Below are 20,447 nucleotides of genomic sequence, written 5' to 3' on the forward strand. Positions count from 1 at the left end.
ACCACACAGGCTTATGTAGGAGTCGGCTTGCCGGCGATGGCGGCGCCCGGTAGACCATTGTCGCCGGCAAGCCGGCTCTTACAGTGGGTCTAATGGCATCACCGTCACCCGCACTTCCGGGTCATGGCTGCCCCCTCCCAGGATCACCCCGCGCAACGGCGAGACATCGGAGAAATCCCGGCCCCAGGCCAGGGTGATGTGTTCCAGTGCCGGCTGCACATTGTTGGTCGGATCAAAATCCACCCAGCCCGACAACGGGCAAAACACCGACACCCATGCGTGCGACGCATCGGCGCCGATCAGCCGTGGCTGGCCGGGCGGCGGCTGGGTCAGCAGGTAGCCACTGATATAACGCGCCGCCAGGCCCCGTGAGCGCAGGCAGGCGAGCATCAGGTGGGCAAAGTCCTGGCACACCCCCCGTCGACGCTCCAGCACCTCCACCAGCGGCGTGGCCACCTGGGTGGCTTCGGCATCGAAGGTGAACTCGCAAAAAATCTTCTCCATCAACGCCTGTACCCCCAGCAACAGCGGCCGGCCGGGCGCAAAGCAGCTCTCGGAGAACTCGACGAAGTTTTTCTTCAAGTGCACGTAGGGCGACTCGAAACGATAGCGGCACGCCTCGATGGCCTCCAACGACAATGGCTGGCCGCTGTAGGTCAGGCGGTTGCGGGTCTGGTCCCAGGGCGGTGACTGGCTGAAGTCCAGCACGGGCCGGGCCAGCACTTCCACGGTCAAGCCAGCGTTGACCAGCAATTCATCATGGGGCCGCTCGAACGCCAGCCGGGTGATCGGGTTGCCAAACACGTCCAGCTCATCACGACGCGCTGTCGGCTCGGGGCTGATCTCCAGTTGCCGCGAGGTACAGCGCTGCCAGGCACACGGGCGCGGCCATAAGTGCGCCAGTTGCTGGGCCAGGGACACCGGGCTGTCATAGTGGTAATGGGTATCGTGGAAAATCTGGTAGCGCGCGCTCATCACACAGACACCGTTTGCTGGCTGACATCATCTACATGGGCAAAATGGCGCAGGGCCAGGCGATCGGAGACCTGCCCGCTTTCATCGGCGACGGCCTGCAGCAGGTCCGCCAGGCCATCGAGGGCCGCGCGCACGCTGGCATCACCAAACAGCGGGTTTTCCAGGCAGCCCAGGTCAAAGCGCGCCAGGCGCTCCACCAGCGGCGCCAGTCCGGCCTCGCGGGGCACGCCGAAGTCATCGTTGAGCCGACGCAAGGTGCGGCTCACCAGCTTGAGCTGGAACAGCACCGCATGGGGGTTCTGTTCATCCAGCAACAACAGGTCCAGCACCGGAATCAATTGCGGCACCGCCAGGTAGCGCGAACGGTAGGTGATGCTGCTGTTGCCCAGCTCCAGCAACCACTCCAGCCCGGCCTGGTCGAACACCGCCACCCCGCGCAGGAAGGCCGCGAGGCTGCTGCTGAGAAATTGCAGGCGCTCGATGCGCCGGCCCATCATCAAAAAGCGCCAGCCTTCGTCGCGGGTCATGTCGTCGAGGGCAAAGCCGGACAGCGCCGCCAGGGACATCACCAGGCGGTTGAGGAAGTCCAGCAACTGGCCAAAGTCCGGCGCTTCGCGCTCCAGCTCCAGGGCTTCGCGCTGCAGCTCCACCAGAGCCTGCCAGTTCTCCCGGGACAGCTTGCCGCGCACCTGGGACGCCGCCCACTGCAAGCGCTGCAGGTTGGCACGCAGGCTCGACGGCCAGTCATCACCGAGCAGGGCCTGTAGCAGGCGCTCGGGCAACTCGCCCTCCTCCGGCAGCAGGCGCAGGCTTTCGCCGAGTTCCACGGCGGCCTGCAAGGCCAACGGGTCGTCACCATCGACATAGCGGGCGAGGACGATGCGCAGCCAGCGCGCGCTGTCATCGCAGCGCTCGCAGTAGCGGCCGAACCAGAACAGGTTTTCTACCACGCGCGACGGCAGGTACGGGTCGCGGCGCACCAGGTCATGGGTGCCGATCACCCTCTGCGCGCGCCATTGTTCGCCGCCGGGGACACGCTCGCCCAGCACCCAGGTGTCCTTGCTCGCCCCGCCACGCTGCATCGACACCACTTCGGCGTCCGCATGGGCTGCCACGCGGGTCAAGCCACCCGGCAGCACCCGGTAGCCATCCTCACCGGCCACCGCGTACACACGCATGCCGATGGCGCGATGTTGCAGATGGTCATCCACGGTGTGCCAGACCGGCGCCTGAGACAGCTGCGCCAGCTCCTGGGCCACGTAGGCGTATGGGCGCGCCTGCATGCGTTCGGCCAGGGCCTGGCGTTGTTCGGCACTCAAGTCGCGGCCAAATACCGGGGCAAAACTCTGCGAGGGAAATGCTGGCTTGATCAGCAGCTCCGGCAGTTTTTCCAGGGCTTCGGCCAGCACCGGCGCTTCGCCGCACCACCAGGTGGCGATGGACGGCAGGATCAGTTCTTCGCCAAACAGAAACTGATTGATCTTCGGCAGGAAACCCAGCAGCCCAGGGGACTCCAGCACGCCGGCGCCCAGGGCGTTGGCCACCAGCACATTGCCCTGGCGCACCGCGTCCAGCAGGCCGGGCACGCCCAGGGCCGAGTCGGTGCGCAGCTCCAGGGGGTCGCAAAAATCATCGTCCAGCCGCCGCATGATCGCGTGCACGCGGCGCAGGCCGCTGAGGGTTTTCAGGTACACGGTGCTGTCGCGCACGGTCAGGTCGCCGCCTTCTACCAGGGGGTAGCCAAGCTGGCGGGCCAGGTACAGGTGTTCGAAATAGCTTTCATTGAAGCGCCCCGGGGTCAGCAGCACGATCAGCGGCGGCTGGTCATCGCCGGGGGCCTGGCGGGCCAGGGTTTCCTGCAGGGTGCGGAAGAACCCGGTGAGGTGCTGCACCTGCAAGTCGCGATACAAATCCGGGAATGCGCGGGAAACGATGGTGCGGTTTTCCAGGGCGTAGCCGGCACCGGACGGCGCCTGGGTACGGTCCGCCGTGACCCACCAGCGGCCATCCGGGGTGCGCGCCAGGTCCACCGCGTACAGGTGCAGGAACACCCCATCGGGCGGCTGGATGCCCTGGCAAGGCCACAGGAAGTTGTTATGCCCAAACACCAGCTCTGCCGGCAGCAAGCCTTCGGCAATCAGGCGTTGCGGGCCGTACAGGTCGGCCAGCACCGCATTGAGCAAGCGCGCGCGTTGGGCAATGCCTGCCGCCAAATGCGCCCACTCATCCGCCGCCAATACGTGGGGCAGCAGGTCCAGTTCCCATGGGCGATCGGCGCCCTTGGGGTCGGCATAGACGTTGTAGGTCACGCCGTTTTCCTGAATCTGCCGCGTCAACAACGCCTGGCGCTGGGCCAACTGCGCCGGGGTGCTGCGTTGCAGATGGTCGAGCAGGCGCTGCCAATGGGCGCGCACGGCGCCGCTGTCATCCAGCAGTTCGTGATAGGTGCCCGCAGTCAGCGGGTAACGGTCGAGCAAGTCGGACATGGAACGCTCGGCAGGGGCAAGGGGGCTCAGATTAACCCAACAAACATTGCAAATCCTCTGTGGAAACTGGGCTTGCGTGGGAGCGGGTTTGCTCGCGATAGCGGTGGGTCGGCCAATGCATGTACTGGCTGGTACTCCGTCATCGCGGGCAAGCCCGCTCCCACACAAGCCCGCTCCTATAGGTGGAGTTGTGTTTAGTCATTTTTATTGGCGAAGCGCCGCAGATCCAGGGTCATTGGCAGTTCATCGTTGATCACCCCCGTCGGCACCGGCAATTTCCCCGGGCTGTGGCCCAAACGGAAGAACCGCGCCATGCGTCGGCTTTCCGCTTCGTTGGCATTCACCGGCAAGCTGTCGTAATTGCGCCCGCCCGGATGGGCCACGTGGTATTGGCAACCACCCAGGGAGCGTTGCATCCAGGTATCCAGCAAGTCGAATACCAACGGCGCATGCACGGCGATGGTCGGCTGCAGGCAATTGGCCGGTTGCCAGGCGCGATAACGCACGCCCGCAACGAACTCGCCAACCCGGCCGGTAGCGTGCAGTGGCACGGCCACCCCGTTGCAGGTCAACACATAGCGCTGCGGCGCCAGGCCGCTGAGTTTTACCTGCAAGCGCTCAAGGGATGAATCCACATAGCGCACCGTACCGCCCGCCGCGCCCTCTTCGCCCAGTACATGCCAGGGCTCCAGGGCCTGGCGCAGTTCCAGCTCGATACCGCTGACGGCATAGTCGCCGACCTTGGGAAAGCGAAACTCCAGGTGTGCCGCGAACCACTCGGCACGCAGCGGATAACCGGCGGCGTTGAGCTCGACAATCACGTCGGCAAAGTCCTGCTCGATAAAGTGCGGCAGCAGGAAGCGATCGTGCAGCTCCGTGCCCCAGCGCGCCAGCTTCTGCGGCGCGTAGGGCTCACGCCAGAAGCGCGCCACCAGGGCGCGCAGCAGCAACTGTTGGGTCAGGCTCATGCGCGCATGGGGCGGCATTTCAAAAGCGCGCAACTCCAGCAGGCCCAGGCGCCCGGTGGCGCCATCCGGCGAGTAGAGCTTGTCGATGCAGAATTCGGCACGGTGGGTATTGCCGGTGACGTCGATCAACAGGTTGCGCAGCAAGCGGTCCACCCGCCACGGCGGGCATTCCTCGCCTGGCGCGGGCATTTGCGCGAAGGCGATTTCCAGTTCATACAGCGCGTCGTTGCGCGCCTCATCCACCCGTGGTGCCTGGGAGGTCGGGCCGATAAACAGCCCGGAAAACAGGTACGACAACGACGGGTGGTTATGCCAGTAGCTGATCAGGCTGCGCAACAGGTCCGGGCGGCGCAGGAACGGCGAATCCTTGGGCGTGGCCCCACCCAGCACAAAGTGGTTACCGCCGCCGGTGCCGGTGTGGCGCCCGTCGATCATGAATTTTTCGGTGGTCAGGCGGGTTTGCCGGGCCTCTTCATAGAGGAACTCGGTGCGCTCCACCAGTTCGTCCCAGGTGGCGGACGGCTGTACGTTGACTTCGATCACGCCAGGGTCTGGCGTCACTCGGAAGTTGCTCAGGCGTGGGTCACTCGGCGGCTCGTATCCTTCCAGCAGCACCGGGCAATGCAGTTCCTGGGCGGTGGCCTCGATGGCGCTCACCAACTCCAGGTAATCCTCGACCCGCTCCAGGGGCGGCATGAACAGGTAGAGCCGCCCGCCCCGCGCTTCGGCGCACAAGGCGGTACGGGTCAGCCAGTCGGCAGACTCGTCGATCTTGGGCACACGCTCATCGCTGGGCGCAGGCTCGCCAGGGCCTGGCGTGGTGATGGCCAGCGCCGGCAGATCCTGATTGGGATCGGTCGGATGCACAAAGGGGTAATCTGCCGCCGTCACCCAGGGCTGCGAGGCCAGGGGCAGGCGATAGCCCAGTGGCGAATCACCCGGCACCAGCCGGCAGTGGGTGTCGCGCAGGTACCAACGGCCACTCTGCCAGCGGTCGTTGGCCGCCGTGCGCGCCAGGGGCAGTACGTGGCCGATGACTTTATCCAGGCCCTGGCTGAACACCTTGCGCAGGCGTTCACGCTCCAGCTCATCGTCCAGGCGCGAATCCTGGGGGCTGACGTTCTGCGGCAAGGCTCCTTCGCGCCACAGGTAGTAAAAATTGTCCTCGAAGGCCGGGAATACAAAGCGTGCGGGGAGCTTCAGGCGCTCGGCAATGCTCGCCAGGAAGCGCCCTGCCATCACGTCATCCGCACCGTAGTCCTGCTGCTCGTCGGCAATCAACGCGTCGTTGTGCCAGACCGGCACGCCGTCCCGACGCCAATGGCAATTGAGCGACCAGCGCGGCAGTTGCTCGCCGGGGTACCACTTGCCCTGGCCGAAGTGCACCAGGCCCTTGGGCGCGTAGTGCTTGCGCATGCGCTGGAACAGCTCGGCAGACAGCCGGCGCTTGTCCGGGCCGAGGGCGGCGGTGTTCCACTCGGCGCCGTCGGGGTCGTCGATGGAAACAAAGGTCGGTTCGCCGCCCATGGTCAGGCGCACATCGTCCCTGAGCAGGTCGCCATCGATCTGCCGCCCGAGGGCCTGGATCGCCAGCCATTGCTCTTCGGTGTAGGGCTTGGTGACGCGCGGCGCTTCCCAGATGCGCTCTACCGACATTTCGTGGGTAAATTCGCACTCGCACGGTTCCACCAGCCCACTGATCGGGGCGGCAGACGATGGATCAGGACTACACGCCAACGGGATATGCCCTTCACCAGCGAACAGGCCGGAGGTGGCATCCAGGCCGATCCAGCCGGCACCGGGCAAGTACACCTCGCACCAGGCATGCAGGTCGGTGAAGTCCACCTCGGTACCGGAGGGCCCGTCGAGGGCCTTGACGTCGGCGGTCAACTGGATCAGGTAGCCGGAGACAAACCGTGCCGCCAAGCCCAGGTTGCGCAGCAATTGCACCAGCAGCCAGGCCGAGTCACGGCAGGAGCCGGAGGCGTTTTCCAGGGTGAATTCGGGGGTTTGTACGCCAGGCTCCATGCGGATCAGGTAGCCGATATCGGCGGCCAGGCGCTGGTTGAGGCCGACCAGGAAATCCACGGCCGGCAGCGGCGTGCGGTCGATACCGGCCAAGTACGCGGCAAACTTGGGGGTCAGCGGCAGGGTTTCCAGATACGGTGCCAGCTCGCGCTGCTCATCGGCGGCGTAGCTGAAGGGGATGTGTTCGGCGTAGGGCTCAAGGAAAAAGTCGAACGGATTGAACACCGCCATCTCGGCCACCAGATCGACCTCGATGCGCAGCTCGTCGGTCTTTTCCGGGAACACCAGGCGCGCCAGGTAATTGCCCTGGGGATCTTGCTGCCAATTGATGAAATGCTGCTCGGGCAGCACCTTCAGCGCGTAGGACAGGATCCGCGTGCGGCTATGGGCTGCCGGGCGCAGGCGTACAATCTGCGGGCCAAGCTCCACAGCGCGGTCGTAGCGGTAATGCGTAACATGGTGCAACGCGACATGAATCGACACGGCGGCCTCCTGCGAGCCAGGGCATGGAAACAAAGCGCGCAAGACTTATGCCAGTGCGGCGGTCATTGCGCTTTATCGAGGGACCCGGTGCAGTACAGCACCAAAACGGCGCGAGAGTGACCGCCGTGGTGCGAGGGTTGCACATATTTGTGGCGCAAGTGCGGGGCGCAGTGGTGAATCTACCCAATCAGCGCGTTTTGCGCGCGGCGATGACGGCTTGGCGCATGGAGTATGTGGCGCTGGTGCTTGATGTTGAGCTGGTTTTCTCTCTCGAGGTCGAGGGTGGCTGGTCTGGCGTCATCGCAGGCAAGCCAGCCCCCACAATTTTAAATTGTGAACCTGATCAGATGTGGGAGCTGGCTTGCCTGCGATGACGGCTTGACGGGCGCCACCTTAACAAGCAGGTTTCCCACCCGCGACAAAGCAAAACGCCAGCACGGAGGCTGGCGTTTTGCATTTCAGGCGGTGATCAGCGCGGCACGACCGGCTTGCGCGCAGGCTTCTTGCCTTTGCCCTTGGCCGCGTCGGTGCGTTCTTTAGCTGCCTGCTTGTTGCGCGCCATGGCCGCGGCCTTGGCTTGTTCGCGCTTGTCCCACGGGTTGCTGCCGTCGCTGCCACGGGGCGGCAGGCCGGTGTGCTGGGTGAGGATCTTGGTGGTAGTTTCCTTGGCGACCTTATGGCTGCCCACCGGCGTCGAGTTCTTGCGACGAGCACTCTGGTAGCTGTCGGTGGACGGCTGGTGCAGCGGGATCAACTGCTCCTTGCCCGGCCCGATCAGGTCGGCGCGGCCCATGCGCGTCAGCGCTTCACGCAGCATCGGCCAGCCTTTGGGGTCGTGGTAGCGCAGGAACGCCTTGTGCAGACGGCGCTGGTCTTCGCTCTTGACGATGGTCACCGCGTCGCTCTTGTAGGTGACCTTGCGCAGCGGGTTCTTGCCCGAGTGGTACATCGCGGTGGCGGTGGCCATTGGCGAGGGGTAGAACGCCTGCACCTGGTCGGCACGGAAGCCATTGCCTTTGAGCCACAGGGCCAGGTTCATCATGTCTTCATCGGTGGTGCCGGGGTGGGCGGCGATGAAGTACGGGATCAGGTACTGCTCCTTGCCCGCTTCCTTGGTGTACTTCTCGAACATGCGCTTGAACTTGTCATAGCTGCCGATGCCCGGTTTCATCATCTGGTTGAGCGGACCTTCCTCGGTGTGTTCCGGGGCAATCTTCAGGTAACCACCGACGTGGTGGGTCACCAGCTCTTTGACATATTCCGGCGACTCCACGGCTAGGTCGTAGCGCAGGCCGGAAGCGATCAAAATCTTCTTCACCCCCGGCAACGCGCGGGCGCTGCGGTACAGCTGGATCAACGACGAGTGGTCGGTGTTCAGGTTCGGGCAGATGCCTGGGAATACGCAGGACGGCTTGCGGCACGCGGATTCGATTTCCGGGCTCTTGCAGGCGATGCGGTACATGTTCGCGGTCGGCCCGCCGAGGTCGGAAATCACCCCGGTAAAGCCCGGGACTTTGTCGCGGATTTCTTCGATCTCGCGAATGATCGACTCTTCGGAACGGTTCTGGATGATCCGGCCTTCGTGCTCGGTGATCGAGCAGAAGGTGCAGCCGCCGAAGCAGCCACGCATGATGTTCACCGAGAAGCGGATCATGTCGTAGGCGGGGATCTTCTCTTTGCCATACACCGGGTGTGGGACACGGGCGTAAGGCATGCCGAACACGTAGTCCATTTCTTCGGTGGTCATGGGAATGGGCGGCGGGTTGAACCACACGTCCACTTCGCCATGCTTCTGTACCAGCGCGCGGGCGTTGCCTGGGTTGGTTTCCAGGTGGAGCACGCGGTTGGCGTGGGCATACAGCACCGAGTCGCCCCGGACTTTTTCCACGGACGGCAGACGAATGACCGTCTTGTCACGGGTCATACGCGGGCTGGCCAGGATCTGTACGACCTTGGCCTCTTCCGGGTCTTCAACCGGGCCCTTTTCCTGCTCGATGGCGCAGGCCTGGGTGTCCTGGGTATTCACGTACGGGTTGATGATCTTGTCGATCTTGCCCGGACGGTCGATACGGGTGGAGTCCACTTCGTACCAGCCTTCCGGCGTGTCACGGCGAATGAACGCGGTGCCGCGCACGTCGGTGATGTCTTCGATCTTGTGGCCCCACGACAGGCGCTGGGCAACTTCGACAATCGCTCGCTCGGCGTTGCCGTACAGCAGGATATCGGCGGTGGCGTCGATCAGGATCGAGTTGCGCACCCGGTCCTGCCAGTAGTCGTAGTGGGCGATGCGGCGCAGCGAAGCCTCGATACCACCGAGCACGATCGGCACGTTTTTGTAGGCTTCCTTGCAGCGCTGGCTGTACACCAGGCTCGCCCGGTCCGGGCGTTTGCCGGCCATGCCGCCTGGGGTGTAGGCGTCGTCGGAGCGGATTTTCTTGTCGGCGGTGTAGCGGTTGATCATCGAGTCCATGTTGCCGGCCGCGACGCCGAAGAACAGGTTCGGCTCGCCGAGCTTCATGAAGTCGTCTTTGGACTGCCAGTTGGGCTGGGCAATGATCCCGACGCGAAAGCCCTGGGACTCCAGCAGCCGGCCGATGATCGCCATGCCAAACGACGGATGGTCAACGTAGGCATCGCCGGTGACGATGATGATGTCGCATGAATCCCAGCCAAGCTGATCCATCTCCTCCCTGCTCATGGGCAGGAATGGCGCTGGACCGAAACATTCGGCCCAATACTTGGGATAGTCAAATAACGGCTTGGCTGTTTGCATGACGGTGACCGGTGTTGAGATGAAAAATCGCGGGCGCGGAATATAGCACAAATTTTGACCAATTCCGACCTTTGCAGTCGGAATTGGCGAGACCGTCTTTTACTCGTCCTCGAAGTTGTAGCTGCCCGGCGCGAGGTTTTCGAAACGTGTGTATTTACCGATAAACGCCAGGCGCGTGGTGCCGATCGGCCCGTTCCGCTGCTTACCGATAATGATCTCGGCGATGCCTTTGTGTTCGGTCTCCGGGTGATAAACCTCGTCCCGGTACACGAACATGATCACGTCGGCATCCTGCTCGATCGCTCCGGATTCACGCAAGTCGGAGTTGATCGGGCGTTTGTTCGGCCGCTGCTCCAGGGAGCGGTTGAGCTGCGAGAGCGCAACCACCGGGCAGTTGAACTCCTTGGCCAGGGCCTTGAGGGAGCGCGAGATTTCGGAAATCTCGTTGGTCCGGTTGTCGCCGCCGGAACCAGGGATCTGCATCAATTGCAGGTAGTCGATCATGATCAGGCCGACATCGCCGTGCTCACGCACCAGGCGCCGGGTGCGTGCGCGCATTTCCGACGGGCTGATGCCCGCGGTGTCGTCGATGAACAGCTTACGGTCGTTGAGCAGGTTGACCGCCGAGGTCAGGCGCGGCCAATCGTCGTCTTCGAGGCGACCGGCACGCACCTTGGTCTGGTCGATGCGACCCAGGGACGAGAGCATCCGCATGATCAGCGATTCACCTGGCATCTCCAGGGAGTACACCAGTACGGCCTTCTCGCTGCGCAGTACCGCGTTCTCCACCAGGTTCATGGCAAACGTGGTCTTACCCATGGACGGACGACCGGCGACGATGATCAAGTCAGCCGGTTGCAGGCCGCTGGTCATACCGTCGAGATCGGTGTAGCCAGTAGACAGGCCGGTGATGGCATTGTCGGTGTTAAACAGCGTGTCGATGCGGTCGATGGCCTTGGTCAACAGGTCGTTGACGCTGACCGGGCCGCCGGTCTTGGGCCGCGCTTCGGCGATCTGGAAGATCTGCCGTTCGGCTTCATCAAGGATTTCTTCTGCCGTGCGGCCTTCGGGGTTGAAGGCGCTGTCGGCGATTTCCGTGGCGATGCCAATCAGCTGTCGCAAGGTGGCCCGTGCGCGGACGATCTGCGCGTAGGCCTTGATGTTGGCGACAGATGGCGTGTTTTTCGCCAGTTCGCCCAGGTAACCGAGGCCGCCCACCTGCGAGGTCTGACCTTCCTTGTCCAATTGCTCGGCAAGGGTCACGACATCGATGGGGGAGTTGAGGTCGGCCAGTTTGGCGATGGCGCGGAAAATCAGGCGGTGGTCATGGCGATAGAAATCACCGTCCGAGACTTGATCGAGCACGCGTTCCCAGGCGTTGTTGTCCAGCATCAAGCCACCGAGCACGGCCTGTTCGGCCTCGATGGAATGCGGCGGCACCTTCAGGGCAGCGGTTTGCAGATCGTATTGCTCAGGAGCGGAGATATCGTTCATGGCCACTTGAAATTAGGGGGTCTGAAAAAACAAAAGGCACGACCTGTAAACAGGATCGTGCCCGATGTTAACCGCCTGGCACCGGGGGTGCCAGTCAGTTAGCTTGCTTTAAGCTGCTACCACTACAACGCGTACGGTGGCTTCAACTTCAGCGTGCAGGTGCACGGCTACGTCGAATTCGCCTACGTTGCGGATGGTGCCGTTCGGCAGACGAACTTCGCTCTTCTGCACTTCAACGCCGGAGGCGGTCAGTGCATCAGCGATGTCGTGGGTGCCGATCGAACCGAACAGCTTGCCTTCGTCACCGGCGGTGGCAGTGATAGTCACTTCCAGCTCAGCCAGTTGGGCGGCACGGGTTTCAGCCGAAGCTTTTTTGTCTGCTGCAGCTTTTTCCAGCTCAGCGCGACGCTCTTCAAACGCGGCCAGGTTGGCAGCGGTTGCAGCGGTGGCTTTGCCGTATGGCAGCAGGTAGTTACGACCGTAGCCGGCCTTAACGTTTACTTTGTCGCCCAGGTTGCCCAGGTTGGCGACTTTTTCCAGAAGGATCAGTTGCATGTGAAAATCCTCTAACTTTTAACCTTCACCGTTCGCGTTATCGGCGTCTTTCGGCGCCAGACGACCGCGAAAATCAATCAGGCCGTCGACAATGGCCAAGACCACGAGTAACGGATAGATCAGTTGCATAAACAGCAACAGCGTCACGTACAACCCCACCAGCCAGAACCTGGCCAGGCGCTTTTGCGCCACCAGCCCGTGAATCAGGGCCAGCCCGGCAATCACCAGCGGTACGCTGCACAACGGCGTCAACATGGCCATTTGCGGACCGAAGTTCGGCCCTACAAGCATGCACGCCAGCAGCAACATCGCTGGTCCTGCGGGGATTCTGATACTGCGAAACTCGCGACCAAAACCACCTGGGTTATACAAAAACGCCTGCCAGTAGCGCCCAAGAATCAGGCTCAGCACACTGACGATCTGCAACAGTGCCGCTATCAGGCCGGTAAGGACCGGAGCAATCAGTGTGGCCATGCGCGCTCGCTCATCTACCGACAATTGCTGGTAGAGATCCCCGAGGGCCAGTGGCAGGATTTTTACCAACTCCTGCGACAGCGCCTCGATTTGCGGGCGGAAAGCCGCGCCAAGCACCACTGAATACACCACTCCCAATGCCACGCTGACCAGCAGCGTACGGACCCAGGACTCACTTGCGCGCAGAACCAACGCAAGGCTCGAAGACCCCAGCAGTACCAGAAGTACCCGCGGATCGTCGAATTGCAGCCACCAGATCAAGGCCGGCAGCAACCCCAGGGCAAGGACGCCCAGGGCGTCCTTCAAACCGCGCCGCAGCAGCACAAGGCTTCCTGCGGCAGCACCCAACCAATACAACAACGGCAATGCAGCACATCCAGCCACTACCAGAGTGGCCTGCACACGACCGCGCATGATGAACTCAGCTAAGGCGCGCATGCATTCAATCCCTTACTACTTGTCGACTGCCCGGTCTCAGCGGCCGTGGCTGTCGGTGTAGGCCAGCAGGGCCAGGAAGCGGGCGCGCTTGATAGCGGTGGCCAGCTGACGCTGATAACGAGCTTTGGTACCGGTGATACGGCTTGGAACAATTTTGCCGGTCTCGGATACGTAGGCTTTCAGAGTGTTGAGATCTTTGTAGTCGATCTCCTTCACTTCTTCAGCGGTGAAGCGGCAAAACTTACGACGACGGAAGAAACGTGCCATTTGATAGGCTCCTTAATAAGGTCCGTGGATTACTCGTCAGCGTTATCGCTGTTGTCGCTGTCATCACTATCAGCGCTTTCAGCGCCTTCGTGCTCAGGACGGTCGCGACGCTCACGGCGCTCACTGCGGTTTTCTTCAGCCTTGAGCATCTCGGATTGGCCGGTAACGGCTTCTTCGCGACGGATGACCAGGTTACGGATCACTGCATCGTTGTAGCGGAAGTTGTCTTCCAGCTCGGCCAGGGCCTTGCCAGTGCACTCAACGTTCAGCATCACGTAGTGAGCCTTGTGAACATTGTTGATTGCGTAGGCCAGTTGACGACGGCCCCAATCTTCCAGACGGTGGATTTTGCCGCCGTCTTCTTCGATCAGCTTGGTGTAACGCTCAACCATGCCGCCGACTTGCTCGCTTTGATCCGGGTGGACCAAAAAGATGATTTCGTAATGACGCATGAATGCTCCTTACGGGTTGTAGCCTGCCGCTCAAAAACGGTCAGACAAGGAGTGAATGACACTTAGGAATCTTGCCGAAGGGAGGCACATCGGTGCCCGCCAGGAAGGCAAGGGGCGCAATTGTAGAGAAGGGGGAGAAAGGGCGCAAGGCAATTGGTGATTATTTGACCAAAAACCAATGTGGGAGCTGGCTTGTGTGGGAGCTGGCTTGCTTGCGATGCAGACACCTCGGCACATCAGGTGTACTGAGGTGATGCTATCGCAGGCAAGCCAGCTCCCACACAAGCCCGCTCCCACATTTGGACCTGCGCCAGACCTGATTACTTCTTGGCCTTGGCCTTGGCACCGCGCTGACGCTGCGCCTCGAACAGGCATACGCCGGTCGCAACCGATACGTTCAAGCTGCTGACGCTACCCGCCATCGGCAAGTGCACCAGGTAATCGCAATGTTCACGGGTCAGGCGACGCATGCCCTTGCCTTCGGCACCCATGATCAGGATGGTCGGGCCAGTGAGGTCCTGGTCATAAATGCTGACCTCGGCCTCCCCCGCCGTGCCCACGACCCACAAGCCGCGCTGCTGGAGTTTTTCCAGGGTGCGCGCCAGGTTGGTCACGGCCACCAGCGGAATCACTTCCGCCGCGCCGCAGGCGACTTTACGCACAACCGGCGTCAACGTGGCCGACTTGTCTTTAGGCACGATCACCGCCAGCGCACCGGCAGCATCCGCCGAACGCAGGCAGGCGCCGAGGTTATGCGGGTCGGTCACGCCATCCAGCACCAGCAACAGCGGCGCGCCTTCGGTACGGTCCAGCAGCTCGTCGAGCATCGCCTCGCCCCAGACCTGGCTCGGACTCACGTCCGCTACCACGCCCTGGTGCACGCCTTCGACCCACACGTCCATTTCGCGACGCTCGGCCTGGCCGATGGCAACCTTGTTCTGGTTAGCCAGCTCCACCAATGCTTGCACGCGCGGCTCGCTACGACCTTCGGCCAACCACACTTGCTTGACGCGCTTGGGATGGTGACGCAGCAACGCTTCTACGGCGTGTACGCCGTAGATTTTTTCCAGACTCATGACTTGGCCTTAGGTTTGCGCGACCCGCCGCTCTTGGCAGGGGCCGAACCCGCTTTTGGCGGGCCTTTACGGTGTTTACTCGGTTTGCTCGACGGCTTGTCGGCGGCCTGGGACTTTCCCCCAGACGCCGCTTTACCACCGCTTTTGGCTTCATTGAGCAACTGCTGCTTCAACTCGCGACTCCTGCGCAGCTCGGCGTTTTTCGCCGCCGCATCGCTAGGGCGGTAAGCGTCACTGACCTTTTCCTTGCTCGACGAACGGCGAGCAGGCTTGGCGGCTGGCTCGGCGGCAACGGCCGCGGCAGCTTTAGCCGGAACGCCTTTTTTCGCCGGCGCTGCAGTTTCAGCACCACGCTTCTTGCGACCAATCGGTGCATCGATGGTTTTTTCGGCCATCTCGAAGTCGATCTTGCGCTCGTCGAGATCGACGCGCATGACCCGCACTTCCACGGTATCGCCCAAGCGGAAGCTGCGACCGGTGCGCTCGCCCGCCAGGCGGTGATGCACAGGGTCGAAGTGGTAGTAGTCACCCGGCAAGGCAGTGACGTGCACCAGGCCTTCGACGTAGATATCGGTCAGCTCGACGAACAGGCCAAAGCCAGTCACCGCGGTGATCACGCCCGGGAACGACTCGCCTACGCGATCCTTCATGAACTCGCACTTGAGCCAGTTCACCACATCGCGAGTGGCTTCGTCGGCACGGCGCTCGCTCATGGAGCACTGCTCGCCCAACTGTTCCAAGGCCGCTTCGTCGTACGGATAGATCCGTGCCTTCGGAATGGTCATGGCACCGGCACGCTTGACGTGCGGGGTGTTCTGCTTGGAATGGATCACGCTGCGGATAGCACGGTGCGTGAGCAGGTCCGGGTAGCGGCGGATCGGCGAGGTGAAGTGGGTATACGCCTCGTAATTCAGGCCGAAGTGGCCCTGGTTGTCGGCGCTGTACACCGCCTGGCTGAGGGAGCGCAGCATGACGGTCTGGATCAGGTGGAAATCCGGACGGTCCTTGATGCTGGCCAGCAGCGCCTGGTAATCCTTGGGCGACGGGCCGTCCTTGCCTTTGTGCAGGGACAGGCCAAGCTCACCGAGGAAGGCGCGCAGTTTTTCCAGGCGCTCCGGCGGCGGACCATCGTGCACTCGGTACAGCGCAGGAATCTCGTGCTTTTTCAGGAATTCGGCGGTGGCCACGTTGGCCGCCAGCATGCATTCCTCGATCAGCTTGTGCGCGTCATTACGGGTGGTCGGCGTGATTTCGGCGATTTTGCGCTCGGAACCGAAAATGATCCGGGTTTCCTGGGTTTCAAAATCGATCGCGCCACGCACATGACGTGCGCCCAGCAACACCTTGTACAGCGAGTAGAGCTGCTTGAGGTGCGGGACTACGTCGGCGTACTGGCTGCGCAAAGCCTTGGCTTCGCTGGTCTTCGGTGTTTCCAGGATGGTGCTGACCTTGTTGTAGGTCAGGCGCGCCTGGGAGTGGATCACCGCTTCATAGAACTGGTAATCGGTCATCTCGCCGGTTTTCGAGATAGTCATCTCGCACACCATTGCCAAACGATCGACTTTCGGGTTCAGGGAGCACAGGCCGTTGGACAGCTGCTCCGGCAGCATCGGGATCACGCGCTCAGGGAAGTACACGGAGTTGCCGCGCACCTGGGCTTCGTTATCCAGGGCCGAACCGATCTTCACGTAGCTGGATACGTCGGCAATCGCGACAAACAACTTCCAGCCGCCGGAGAACAGGCGCAGCTTGCCGGGCTTGGCTTCGCAGTAGACCGCATCGTCGAAGTCGCGGGCATCTTCGCCGTCAATGGTGACGAACGGCAGATGGCGCAGGTCGATGCGTTTCTCTTTGTCTTTTTCTTCGACTTCCGGCTTGAGCTTGGCGGCTTCTTTGAGCACTGCCTCAGGCCAGACGTGAGGAATATCGTAGGTGCGCAGCGCAACGTCGATTTCCATGCCCGGCGCCATGTAGTTGCCGACCACTTCGACGATATCGCCCTGTGGCTGGAAGCGTGGGGTTGGCCAGTGGGTGATTTTCACCTCGACGAACTGACCGACCTTGGCAGCGCCATTGCGGCCCGGGGTCACCAGCACTTCCTGCTGGACCTTGGGGTTGTCCGGAATCACGAAGCCGATGCCGCCTTCTTCGAAGTAACGGCCGACGATGGACTCGTGGGCACGGGACACTACTTCGACGATCACGCCTTCGCGCCGACCGCGACGATCCAGGCCCGACACACGCGCCAGGGCACGGTCGCCATCGAACACCAGGCGCATTTGCGCCGGGCTCATGAACAGGTCATCGCTGCCATCATCAGGGATCAGGAAGCCGAAGCCGTCACGGTGACCGGCAATGCGGCCAAGGATCAGGTCGAGCTTGTCCACCGGTGCGTAAGTGCCGCGGCGGGTGTAGATCAACTGTGCATCGCGCTCCATGGCGCGCAGGCGGCGGCGCAGCGCTTCGAGTTGGTCTTCGGTGGTCAGACCGAATTCTTCAACCAGCTGCTCGCGGCTAGCAGGCGAACCCCGATCGGCGAGATGCGCCAGGATCAGTTCGCGGCTAGGAATAGGGTTTTCATATTTTTCCGCTTCACGAGCGGCCTCGGGATCGAGGGACTGCCAATCGGCCATTAGAGAGTTTTCACCTTGTCTATATGTGGGTTAGTTTGGCATACGCGTATTGAAACGGGAAATTTCCAGCAATAACTAGCCGGGAAATGCGTTTTATAGCCCCGCAAAACCACCTTGCGCGACCGCCCGCGAAATTTTCCAGGCTTTTTTGATGACGGGGGTTTACAGCTCAAAAGTCACTCCGTATAGTGCGCGCCATCGACGACGGCAACGTTGAAGATACTGCCCAGATGGTGAAATTGGTAGACACGCCAGCTTCAGGTGCTGGTGACCGCAAGGTCGTGGAAGTTCGAGTCTTCTTCTGGGCACCAATTCAAAACTTGAGGTTTGCGCCTTGAGTCTCACAAAAACCCGCGAAAGCGGGTTTTTGCGTTACAGGCCTTTGATTTTTAACCGAAAAATTGATTTATAAAATCAAATCGGGGGTTTACAGATCAAAAAGCCCGCCGTATAGTTCGCCCCATCAACAGCGGCAACGTTGCTTGATAATGCCCAGGTGGTGAAATTGGTAGACACGCCAGCTTCAGGTGCTGGTGATCGCAAGGTCGTGGAAGTTCGAGTCTTCTCCTGGGCACCAAATTCAGATCAAACCCGCGAAAGCGGGTTTTTTCGTTTCTGGGGTTTAAAAACTCCCACTGCATTGCTCCCCTGTCCGCACTTGAGAAGTTTTATCGTTTATCCTTGCAATGATTTGTTGCACTCAAGTGAGGAAAACCCCGGATGATGATCCGCGATACCCGTCTCAAGACATCCCTTCTGCGTGGCCTGACCATCACTCTGCTCGGCCTGACCCTGCTCTCTCCCGCCGCCTACGCCGCCGACAAGGTTGAACTGACCCTGTACAACGGCCAGCACAAGGAAGTCGGCGATGAACTCGCCAAGGCCTTCGAAGCCAAGACCGGCATTCATGTGAATGTGCGCAAGGGCAGCAGCAACCAATTGGCCAGCCAGGTCGTCGAAGAGGGTGAGCGCTCCCCCGCCGACGTGATCTACACCGAAGAATCCCCGCCGCTCAACAAGCTCGGCGAACAAGGCCTGCTGGCCACTATCGACGCCAGCACCCTGGATGTCTTGCCCAAGGAATACGTAGCTGCCAACGGCGCCTGGATGGGCGTGACCGCACGCACCCGGGTCGTGGCCTTCAACCCGAAGTTGATCAAGGAAGAAGAACTGCCCAAGTCGGTCCTGGATTTTGCCGGCCCCGAGTGGCAAGGCAAGGTTGGTTTCGTCCCCACCAGCGGCGCCTTCCAGGAACAGGCCGTGGCCATCATCAAGCTGCATGGTCGTGAAGCCGCCGAGGAATGGCTGACCGGCCTGCGCGCGTTCGGCAAGGTCTACAGCAACAATATGGTGGCCCTCAAAGCCGTGGAAAACGGCGAAGTCGCGACGGTATTGGTGAACAACTACTACTGGTTTGCCCTGAAAAAGGAAAAGACCAACCTGGATTCGCAACTGCACTATTTCACCGATGGCGATGCCGGCGGCCTGATCACCGTATCGGCAGCGGCGGCACTCAAATCCAGCAAGCACCCCAAGGAAGCCCAGCAACTGCTGGCTTTCATGGCCAGCGAAGAAGGCCAGCGGGTTATCACCAATACCTCGGCTGAATACCCGTTGCGCAAGGGCATGGAGTCCAATCGCGGCCTCAAGCCTTTCAGCGAGCTGCAACCGCCAAAAGTCACTCCCGCCGACCTGGGCAATGCCGAAGAAGCCCTGGAGCTGGAACGTGAGGTTGGCCTGAACTGATGAACCCATCGCTACCGACCCCCGCCTTGCGCGGGGGTTTTAGTCCACGGCGCAAGCGCCCTTCAATCTGGTTGCTGCTGCCGGTCTTGCTCCTGGTGGGCCTGAGCCTGCTGCCATTGGTGTATGTGGGCCTCAAGGCCTGGCAAGCGGGCTGGACCGAAGCGGTGCATCTGCTGTGGCGCCCGTATGTGTTCGGGTTGCTGCGCAACACGTTGGCACTGATGGTTGGCGTGACCATGGCCTGCGCGGTGATCGGCCTGTCCCTGGCCTGGCTGCTGGAGCGCAGCAACCTGCCGGGCCGGCGGATCTGGGGAGTGATCCTGTGCCTGCCGTTTGCCGTGCCGGCGTTTGTCAGCAGCTTTACCTGGGTGTCGCTGAGCGCCCAGTTCGAAGGCCTGGGCGGTGCGATCCTGGTGATGACCCTGTCCAAGTACCCGTTGGTCTTCCTGCCGGTGGCGGCCACCCTGCGCAACCTGGACCCGTCCCTGGAAGAGTCGGCCCGCACCCTGGGCCTGAATCGCTGGGGCGTATTCTTTCGCATCACCCTGCCGCTGCTGTGGCCATCACTGTTGGCCGGCGCGCTGCTGATTGCCCTGCACATGCTGGTGGAATTCGGCGCCTTGTCGATCATCGGCCTGCAAACCTTCACCACGGCGATCTACCAACAGTTCGAGCTGGAATTTAGCAACGCCAATGCGGCGATGCTGTCTGCGGTACTGCTATTGATGTGCCTGACCCTGCTGTGGCTGGAGTTGCGCGTGCGCGGCAAGGGCCGGCATGTGCGCACCGGACAAGGCGCGGCGCGGCATGCCGAGCAGGTTCGGCTGGGTAAATGGGCACCGCTGGGCCAGCTGTATTGCGTGATGCTGGCGATCATTGGCAGTGGCATTCCGTTAGGGATGCTCGGTTACTGGCTGGCCGTGGGCTCTTCGGCGGCCTTCCCGGTTGCGCAAATCAGCGAGGCGCTGCTGTCGTCCCTGGCCCTTTCCCTCGGCGGCGCCGCACTGTGCCTGGCGCTGGCTGTGCCGGTAGGCCTTTTGGTGGTGCGCTACAAGGGTCAACTGGCGCTATGGGCCGAACGCCTGCCGTACCTGCTGCACGCCCTGCCCGGCCTGGTGATTGCCCTGACCCTGGTGTATTTCGCCCTGCATTACGTGCCGGCGCTGTACCAGACCTCGGCGCTGCTGCTGATCGCCTATGCGCTGTTGTTCCTGCCACTGGCCCAGGCACCCATCCGCACTGCGCTGAACAAGGCTGCGCCGCAGTTGGAAGAGGCGGCACGCACACTGGGCGCATCGTCGTTCAGCGCGTTCTGCCGGGTGACCCTGCCGATTATCTTTCCGGCATTGGGTGCGGCGTTTGCGCTGGTGTTCCTCGACGCGATGAAGGAATTGACCGCAACCTTGCTGCTCAGCCCGACGGGACTGAATACCCTGGCCACGGCAGTATGGGCACACACCTCGAATGTGGAGTTTGCGGCGGCGGCGCCTTATGCGGCGTTGTTGATTCTGGTGTCGGGGTTGCCGGTATATCTGCTGACGACGCGGATGTATCTGAGTCGCTGAGAGCGCCATCGCGGGCAAGCCCGCTCCCACATTG

General features: G+C 61.9%; 14 protein-coding genes and 2 tRNA genes. 5 read left to right on the forward strand and 11 right to left on the reverse strand.

What is annotated here, in order from left to right:
• Positions 1-78: 78 nt before the first annotated feature.
• The 3 genes from HBO11_RS20885 to HBO11_RS20895 form a co-directional block, all read right to left on the reverse strand.
• Complete coding sequence (locus tag HBO11_RS20885; RefSeq protein ID WP_169952188.1) at positions 79-975, reverse strand: transglutaminase family protein; 897 nt, start codon at positions 973-975, stop codon at positions 79-81.
• On the reverse strand, positions 975-3,461 hold the full coding sequence (locus HBO11_RS20890) for a circularly permuted type 2 ATP-grasp protein (protein ID WP_169952190.1): 2,487 nt from the start codon (positions 3,459-3,461) through the stop codon (positions 975-977). The genes HBO11_RS20885 and HBO11_RS20890 overlap by 1 nt, the downstream gene beginning before the upstream one ends.
• Positions 3,462-3,655: 194 nt before the next feature.
• The gene (locus HBO11_RS20895; protein ID WP_169952192.1) at positions 3,656-6,940 is read right to left on the reverse strand and encodes a transglutaminase family protein; all 3,285 of its coding nucleotides are present in this window, start codon (positions 6,938-6,940) and stop codon (positions 3,656-3,658) included.
• A 23-nt stretch (positions 6,941-6,963) separates the two neighbouring features.
• Between HBO11_RS20895 and HBO11_RS20900 the strand changes: the two genes are divergently transcribed.
• Positions 6,964-7,314 (forward strand): hypothetical protein, encoded by a 351-nt coding sequence (locus HBO11_RS20900; protein WP_169952194.1) that lies wholly within the window; start codon positions 6,964-6,966, stop codon positions 7,312-7,314.
• A 95-nt stretch (positions 7,315-7,409) separates the two neighbouring features.
• Here the strand turns inward: HBO11_RS20900 and HBO11_RS20905 are convergent, their stop codons facing one another.
• From HBO11_RS20905 to rnr, 8 genes are all read right to left on the reverse strand, one after another.
• Entirely contained in the window at positions 7,410-9,713 is a 2,304-nt protein-coding gene (locus tag HBO11_RS20905; protein WP_169952196.1) for a YgiQ family radical SAM protein, read from the reverse strand.
• A 99-nt stretch (positions 9,714-9,812) separates the two neighbouring features.
• Positions 9,813-11,207, reverse strand: coding sequence for a replicative DNA helicase (gene dnaB, locus HBO11_RS20910; RefSeq protein ID WP_038445597.1), 1,395 nt, complete (start codon positions 11,205-11,207; stop codon positions 9,813-9,815).
• A 108-nt stretch (positions 11,208-11,315) separates the two neighbouring features.
• The gene (gene rplI / locus HBO11_RS20915; RefSeq protein ID WP_003171376.1) at positions 11,316-11,762 is read right to left on the reverse strand and encodes a 50S ribosomal protein L9; all 447 of its coding nucleotides are present in this window, start codon (positions 11,760-11,762) and stop codon (positions 11,316-11,318) included.
• A gap of 18 nt (positions 11,763-11,780) precedes the next feature.
• Positions 11,781-12,674: a hypothetical protein gene (locus tag HBO11_RS20920; protein WP_169952198.1), complete on the reverse strand. Its 894-nt coding sequence runs from the start codon at positions 12,672-12,674 to the stop codon at positions 11,781-11,783.
• Between the two features lie 36 nt (positions 12,675-12,710).
• Entirely contained in the window at positions 12,711-12,941 is a 231-nt protein-coding gene (gene rpsR, locus HBO11_RS20925; RefSeq protein ID WP_003171373.1) for a 30S ribosomal protein S18, read from the reverse strand.
• Between the two features lie 29 nt (positions 12,942-12,970).
• The gene (rpsF, locus tag HBO11_RS20930) at positions 12,971-13,393 is read right to left on the reverse strand and encodes a 30S ribosomal protein S6 (protein WP_003217491.1); all 423 of its coding nucleotides are present in this window, start codon (positions 13,391-13,393) and stop codon (positions 12,971-12,973) included.
• Positions 13,394-13,713: 320 nt separating this feature from the next.
• Positions 13,714-14,469: a 23S rRNA (guanosine(2251)-2'-O)-methyltransferase RlmB gene (gene rlmB, locus HBO11_RS20935; protein WP_003217493.1), complete on the reverse strand. Its 756-nt coding sequence runs from the start codon at positions 14,467-14,469 to the stop codon at positions 13,714-13,716.
• A complete protein-coding gene (gene rnr, locus HBO11_RS20940; protein ID WP_169952201.1) occupies positions 14,466-17,102 on the reverse strand; it encodes a ribonuclease R in 2,637 nt (878 codons plus the stop codon). Before rnr ends, rlmB begins: the two co-directional genes overlap by 4 nt.
• Before the next feature lie 224 nt (positions 17,103-17,326).
• Between rnr and HBO11_RS20945 the strand changes: the two genes are divergently transcribed.
• The 4 genes from HBO11_RS20945 to HBO11_RS20960 all read left to right on the forward strand — a co-directional run bounded on the left by HBO11_RS20945 (position 17,327) and on the right by HBO11_RS20960 (position 20,413).
• A tRNA-Leu gene (locus HBO11_RS20945) sits at positions 17,327-17,413 on the forward strand.
• A gap of 179 nt (positions 17,414-17,592) precedes the next feature.
• A tRNA-Leu gene (locus HBO11_RS20950) sits at positions 17,593-17,679 on the forward strand.
• Between the two features lie 143 nt (positions 17,680-17,822).
• Positions 17,823-18,848: an extracellular solute-binding protein gene (locus tag HBO11_RS20955; RefSeq protein ID WP_169952203.1), complete on the forward strand. Its 1,026-nt coding sequence runs from the start codon at positions 17,823-17,825 to the stop codon at positions 18,846-18,848.
• Positions 18,848-20,413 (forward strand): iron ABC transporter permease, encoded by a 1,566-nt coding sequence (locus HBO11_RS20960; RefSeq protein WP_169952205.1) that lies wholly within the window; start codon positions 18,848-18,850, stop codon positions 20,411-20,413. Before HBO11_RS20955 ends, HBO11_RS20960 begins: the two co-directional genes overlap by 1 nt.
• Positions 20,414-20,447 lie beyond the last annotated feature (34 nt).

The sequence above is a fragment of the Pseudomonas sp. WS 5010 genome, from assembly GCF_012985565.1.
In the GTDB taxonomy this organism is placed as follows: domain Bacteria; phylum Pseudomonadota; class Gammaproteobacteria; order Pseudomonadales; family Pseudomonadaceae; genus Aquipseudomonas.